Raw genomic sequence first — 6,636 nt, forward strand, 5'->3', positions numbered from 1 at the left:
ATTTACCTCAAAATAAGCTCGCTTCCAATTTTAATTCTTAGGTTTTTTGTACTTGTTTTCCTAATGTTTTTTTGACCTCACTCTATCCAACCATTAATTTTTGGTTATGCCTTTAATATTCACGATACACGATATTTATTAACTTATGTAACTTTTATTAGAAACTTTTTCGATTTTGAGCAATTACAGTAGAATCTCAAATTATCTATCTGTAATCAAAATCATATAGACGAAAGTTATTTAAAAATGCAACACTGACAACAAAAACGGAGATTATGCTGAAATTACATTTTTAATCGAGCTAGAATTGTTATTCTAAACTACTTTACTACATAGTTCTATTTGAAATAGTACTATAAGGGTCGGGGGTAGAAAGCTGTAAAAATGATTAAATGTATCGAGAAGAAACTACTATCGCAGCAAAATGGCCAAGAATAACAAAATTATGAAAACATCTCAAGTTGCTACCTTCGGTTCTTGGAAATCCCCGATAACTTCAGACCTGATAGTTTCTAAAACTATTGGTATTGGTGGAATTGCTATTAATAATGAAGATATTTACTGGTTAGAAAAACGTCCTCAAGAAAAAGGTAGAAGCTCGATTGTAGCCTGTTTTGGCGATAAGCCCAAAGCAATGGCGACTCGGCGCGGAATCAAAAATATTACGCCTCCTGGTTTGAGCGTCCGTACCAAAGTCCACGAATATGGTGGAGGAGCGTATGCAGTAGCGCAAGATACCCTCTACTTTTCCAACTATGCCGATGGCAGAATTTATCAACAAGTCCTCGACCGACAGCCCCAACCCCTAACCAATAAAATACACCAACGCTATGCTGATATCGTAGTCGATAGCCACAGAAATCGTTTGATTTGTGTTTGTGAAGACCGCGAACAACAAGATGCTGAAGCTAAAAACATCTTGGTAACAATTGATTTAATTACGGGGAAAATCCAGACTTTAGTTGAGGGGGATGACTTTTACTCTTCCCCTCGTTTGAGTCGGGATGGCAAACAGTTAGCCTGGTTGAGTTGGAATCATCCCCATATGCCTTGGGACAGTACTTATTTATGGGTAGCCAATCTTAATGATGCTGGGGTAATAGATAGACCCAAATTAGTAGCAGGGGGAGAAGAGGAGTCCATTTGCGAGCCAAAATGGAGTAATGATGGCAGACTTTACTTTTCTAGCGATCGCACTAATTGGTGGAATCTTTATCGACGCAATATCAATGGTTCGATCGAAATATTGCATCAAATGGCAGCGGAATTTGCCTATCCTCATTGGGTGTTTGGCTTATCTACCTATGGTTTTATTGGCGGAGATCGCCTAATTTGTACCTACTCAGCCGATGGCAGTTGGCATTTGGGAATGATCGATTTAACCACTAAGCAATTGGAAACAATCAAAACCAGATATACAAATATTTCCGATTTACAAGCCAGCGAAAGCGGTTTTGTCGTTTTTGTTGGAGGTACGCCGACAGAGACTAGCGCAGTCGTTAAGCTAGATTTAGATAATAGAAAAGAACAAATTTTAAAACGGACGGGAGATCTAACTATCGATCCTGGCTATCTTGCTTTGCCCGAAGCGATCGCATTTCCCACAGCAGATGATTTAACAGCCCACGGGTGGTATTATCCCCCAACCAATCAAGACTATAGCGCACCCACAGACGAACTCCCTCCTTTGATTGTCAAGAGTCATGGAGGCCCTACCGCAGCAGCGTCGGTAGATCTCAATCTTCGAGTTCAGTATTGGACTAGTCGGGGTTTTGGCTACCTAGACGTGAACTATGGCGGTAGTATTGGCTATGGTCGTCAATATCGTCAGAGGTTAGATGGTAAGTGGGGTATTGTCGATGTCGAAGATTGCGTTAATGGTGCTAAATACTTAGTCGACCGCGTTCAAGTAGATGGAGATCGTTTGGTGATTACAGGGAGTAGTGCGGGGGGATATACAACCTTAGCAGCCCTGACCTTCCGCGATACTTTTAAAGCAGGAGCTAGTTACTATGGTGTCAGCGATTTAGAAATTTTAGCTAAAGATACTCACAAATTTGAATCTCGCTATTTGGATCGTCTGATTGGCAAATATCCCGAAGACAAAGCCATTTATCAAGAGCGATCGCCTATTTATCATGTCCAACAACTCAATTGTCCCGTCATCTTCTTTCAAGGTTTGGAGGATAAAGTCGTACCTCCCAATCAAGCAGAAATGATGTTTAGCAGTATTAAAGAGAAAGGTTTACCCGCAGCCTATGTAGCATTTGAACAAGAAGCCCACGGTTTTAGAATAGCAGACAATATTAAAAAGGCTCTTGATAGTGAATTTTATTTCTATTCACAAATCTTTGGCTTTGAGCCAGCAGAAGCGATCGAACCGATTGAGATTATTAATCTTAAATAATTGCTACTGGCTAATTATCAATTAATTCCATTGGTACTGCGGGCATTAATATTTTAAAACTAGTTCCCTTACCCACCTTACTAGTAACGGAAATAGAGCCACCACAACGTAAAATTAGCTGTTGAACGAGAGTTAAGCCCAATCCCGCCCCTGTCACCTTTTCTTGGGTAGTCGGTTTGGTGCGATAGAAACCATGAAAAATTTTGTTAATTTCGCTGGAGGGAATACCAACACCAGTATCGTTGACCAAAATTTCTACATATTCATTGTTTTTTTTGAATGCTGCTTGGACGAACACTCTACCCAGGGGAGGAGTAAATCTCAGACTATTATTGAGCAGGTTGATAATAATCTGTCTAAACCAACTACGAGGACAAGAAATAGCAGGAATATCGGCTGGGATGGTATATCCTAGTTGAATTTCTTTTTCTTCGGCTAGGGGTTGATAAGTACTGACTATACCAGGGACAATCTCATTGAGATGTAGATACTCTGCTTCGATGGGAGTATCTAACTGTAATAGCTCTAACAAACCACCAACAAGAGAATTTTGGCGATCGCATTCATCGCTGACCATTTGAAGATAGCGTTGGCGTTGTTCTCCTTTGATTTGTTTCGACTCCAAAAGACTGAGAGCCGTTTTCATATGGGTAATAGGCGAGCGCAATTCTTGGACTAAGTTGTTGAGAAAGTTTTCTTGCAATCCTAATACTGTTGTACTTTTTTCGGGAATGCGATCGATTTTGGATAAGGAGTTTAAACTTTTTTGTACTGTCTCGGTAGAATTAAGTTGTTTCAAAAGAAGTTCTCCTACCAATTTGTTTTGAGCAACAATATTGGTATTGACGATAAAATGTTTTCTTGGCAGAGTATTAACACCTTCTAATATTCGATCGGAAATTTCTGCTAAAACTTGAGTAATTACTTCAGGCTCAAAACTAGAAACCATTTCTAAATATGGCTGTTGTAATCTTTTCCCCGAAGATTCCATCTTGATTTTTCCTTTCTGCCATTGAGCCAAGACTAAGCTACAAAAATCAGGAGATGAGATAACCAAAAAAGATTCTCGCTGTAGAATCAGATTTTTATCAAATTTCAAGGGAATAACTGGAGTTTTTTCTGGGTCGTCATTTAAAAAAGACTTGTCGGGATAGTTCTTGTTATGACTACATAAATAAATGCTTTCTGTATTCCCCTCTCGTTGCAATTTTTGTATGCGATCGACCCAGCTTTTAGTTTGAGGTAATTTCACCCACACTGTTGCCCGAAGCTGTTTTTCAATTAATAAGTCAATAATAGAAGCAACATGATTTTTAAGAGTTTCTGCACCAATAGATATGGAAGGAAGGGGTTCGTCTAAGTTCTGTGTCAACTGGAACAAAGATGGTTCAGAGATAGCAATATTCATATTGTTCGGAGCTACACTATATATATCTAGCAGAATTACATTTTTAAAGAGAATGATTTAGACCTTAAATTTAGACCTTAATTGTAAGAGTAAATTCCCGTAGGAGCAATTAATAAATAATCAACAACTATGACAGACAAGTCCTTAAAGTGGCAACTACAGATTTAGCTAAAGCCCCTAAAGCATAACCTCCTTCTAAACCAAACAAAGGAAAATTTGTAATTTGTAATACATATTTTGTTAGCAAACTATAATCTTGTGGTTGCAAAGAAATACCAGCTAAGGGATCGTCTTGATTGGCATCATAACCAGCACTAACTATTAAAATATCTGGTGAGAAATTTTTGAAAAAAGGTATTACTTCTTCTTCAAAGATTAGTTGGTAATCGGCAATATTACTGCCCTCCACCAGAGGTAAATTGAGAATATTATTATATTTTCCTCTTTGGTTTTTGTTGCCACCCGTACCTGGATAACAGGGGTGTTGATGTAGAGAACAATATGCAATGTGGGAATTATCTTGTACGATCGCTTCTGTCCCATTACCATGATGAACGTCCCAGTCGAGGATGCCCACTCTTTCAATTCTTGGTTTGGTTAAGGCATATTCCGCTGCGATCGCTGCATTGGAAAATAAACAAAATCCCATCGCCCTATTCCTTGTAGCATGGTGTCCTGGGGGACGAGCCAAGACAAAAGTCGGTTGTTGATAGTTTAACACTCGATCCACCCCATCAAGCCAGGCACTAACCGCTAGCAAAGCTACTTCATAACTCTTAGCAGATATAACTGTGTCTGCATCTAAATGTCCGCCACCCTCAAGAGCAACCTTTTTGACTCGTTCGATATGTTCGGGGGTATGAATTTTTTGAATATGAGATAACACTTTTCTCTCTTGGCAGGGAGTTGGGAAGTGCCATTCTAGGCGATCGCTCCATTCTGCTTCTTGTAATGCTTTGGCGATCGCCGTTAACCTTTTAGCTTTTTCTGGATGACCGTATCCCGTGTCGTGTTCGAGAAATTCTGAGGAATAAATAACTGAAATCTTACTCATAAAAAATAGCTAGGAATAGAAAACTTTCTCATAATTACTTAGCCCTAATTGTACGCATTTAAAACCGCTAAATAACCTATCGTGAAAGATTATATCGATTAAATCTATTCTTTTGCGATCGCTATTAATCTTAAAATTATATTAACGTATATAACAATTCAATTCTTTTGTTAATAAACATTAAAAGCACTCGACAAGATTGCTATAGTATGTATATACAGCGAATATGATCAAAAAATCGTTTCGTATTTTAATTGTAGAGGTCATAAATGTTTCAACAAGGAAAAAATATACGCTTTTTCATAGATAGAATTAAAGAAGTTTATCGAGATCATCCTAGAATGCGCAGTGTTGATTCTCTAAAAGAACAACTCAAGCAAGAAAAGGTGCAAGACAAGATATTCTCCCAATCGATTAAAGACAAAAAAGTCACTCAGCAGTGATTCAATAATTACTTCATATAATTACTTTGTTTTGTACTGTTTAAATTACCTTGCTGAATGAACATAATCTACAAAGTAAAATTTAGGCATCAGCCAAAATCTTAATATTGCACCAATTCCCAAACCCAAAATTGTGGAAATAATCAGATATAAACCCAAGCCAACCCTGAAACTATCGGGTAATACTGCAACGATCGCAACTACGATCGCAAAATAACTAAGCAACAACCATTGTATAAGCCGAATTGTCTTTAATGTTTTGCGGCAACTGCTACAGTGTTGTGTGTGCTGATGATAGCGATCTAGTAAAACTTCGCGAGAAGTTTCTATAAAAGGAGAAGCAGCAACCCCAACTTTATTCCAGGGTAATTTCCCATCACAATAGCGATCAAACCAATTACGAAACTCAATCACCAAAAGATCTGCACTGGTAGGCATCCTGTAAGCAGTTTTCCAGTTTGTATTCTGCAAAAAACTCTCCTGTTGACGGAGTAAAATCATATCCCCATCTAAAATTAAGTTACGATTCTGCAAGTGATCCCACCAACGAGGTACTAGAGAGTGAAGTTTGTAGGCAAAATTGCGAGAAAATTGAGCCACAATGCGAGATTTGCCTGGTGCAACGGGAAGACAATAAGTAATCAATCCGATCTGTTTATCTCCCCCAGGTAAAAAGATTTCATATTCTAAATGAGAAGGCGGTTCAAAGATAATCTTAGTTGTAAAAGGTTTGTCGACTTGAGCTTTGATCGCATCTGTAGTCGATCGCACTATATTTAGAGGAATTGCCATAGCGCGATCGCGATTTCCCTGGATACCATTGTTGACAAAAATCAAAGGAAGACATCTGTTTACTCCACTTAGAAGTAAGATATGACTCTCGAAAATTTTCCCACTAACCTAAGTGGAGAATATATAGAACATACTCATTTACAAATCAAAGTCACTTTACTAGAGTTTTTCGGCAGCATTTTCAGATTACACCGAAAGCATATCGAAACTTATTTTAAATATCTCGTGGGGGGAAATAGCCCTTCGCCCTTACATAATCCGATGCCTTACCCTTGTTTCTCTGGGTAAGATCTCGCCATCTTGAGCAAGAGTTTTCTAGACGAGCAATATAATCAAAATGTTATCTTTGCAAAAATGGCAAATTGTTAAATGGTCAACTATTGCGATCGCAATTGCTTTTTCTTTGATACTTTTTGCTAATGGCATTAATGAAAATATTTTTCGTATTGCTATTAGATTTACGGCTCGTTGTTCTTGTACCCACCTTCCGCACGTCAGAATGCAACATGAAGTAATTCAAGATAATTAAGTC

General features: G+C 38.2%; 7 protein-coding genes. 4 read left to right on the forward strand and 3 right to left on the reverse strand.

Features of this window, described 5'->3' with window-relative positions:
- Window positions 1–445: 445 nt before the first annotated feature.
- Window positions 446–2,407 (forward strand): S9 family peptidase, encoded by a 1,962-nt coding sequence (locus I4641_RS11360; RefSeq protein WP_229640641.1) that lies wholly within the window; start codon window positions 446–448, stop codon window positions 2,405–2,407.
- A 10-nt stretch (window positions 2,408–2,417) separates the two neighbouring features.
- Here the strand turns inward: I4641_RS11360 and I4641_RS11365 are convergent, their stop codons facing one another.
- Window positions 2,418–3,815: an ATP-binding protein gene (locus tag I4641_RS11365; protein WP_229640642.1), complete on the reverse strand. Its 1,398-nt coding sequence runs from the start codon at window positions 3,813–3,815 to the stop codon at window positions 2,418–2,420.
- Window positions 3,816–3,942: 127 nt separating this feature from the next.
- Window positions 3,943–4,869 (reverse strand): histone deacetylase family protein, encoded by a 927-nt coding sequence (locus tag I4641_RS11370; protein WP_229640643.1) that lies wholly within the window; start codon window positions 4,867–4,869, stop codon window positions 3,943–3,945.
- A 269-nt stretch (window positions 4,870–5,138) separates the two neighbouring features.
- Between I4641_RS11370 and I4641_RS11375 the strand changes: the two genes are divergently transcribed.
- Window positions 5,139–5,312, forward strand: coding sequence for a hypothetical protein (locus I4641_RS11375; RefSeq protein WP_229640644.1), 174 nt, complete (start codon window positions 5,139–5,141; stop codon window positions 5,310–5,312).
- A 45-nt stretch (window positions 5,313–5,357) separates the two neighbouring features.
- Here the strand turns inward: I4641_RS11375 and I4641_RS11380 are convergent, their stop codons facing one another.
- Complete coding sequence (locus tag I4641_RS11380) at window positions 5,358–6,149, reverse strand: hypothetical protein (protein WP_229640645.1); 792 nt, start codon at window positions 6,147–6,149, stop codon at window positions 5,358–5,360.
- Window positions 6,150–6,185: 36 nt separating this feature from the next.
- On the opposite strand from I4641_RS11380, the gene I4641_RS24430 reads away from it, so the two are divergent.
- Both I4641_RS24430 and I4641_RS11390 read left to right on the forward strand, forming a co-directional pair.
- Window positions 6,186–6,392: a hypothetical protein gene (locus I4641_RS24430; protein WP_439655342.1), complete on the forward strand. Its 207-nt coding sequence runs from the start codon at window positions 6,186–6,188 to the stop codon at window positions 6,390–6,392.
- Between the two features lie 49 nt (window positions 6,393–6,441).
- The gene (locus tag I4641_RS11390) at window positions 6,442–6,633 is read left to right on the forward strand and encodes a hypothetical protein (RefSeq protein ID WP_229640646.1); all 192 of its coding nucleotides are present in this window, start codon (window positions 6,442–6,444) and stop codon (window positions 6,631–6,633) included.
- The last annotated feature ends 3 nt before the right edge of the window (window positions 6,634–6,636 follow it).

The sequence above is a fragment of the Waterburya agarophytonicola KI4 genome (genome assembly GCF_020640915.1).
GTDB lineage: Bacteria > Cyanobacteriota > Cyanobacteriia > Cyanobacteriales > Xenococcaceae > Waterburya > Waterburya agarophytonicola.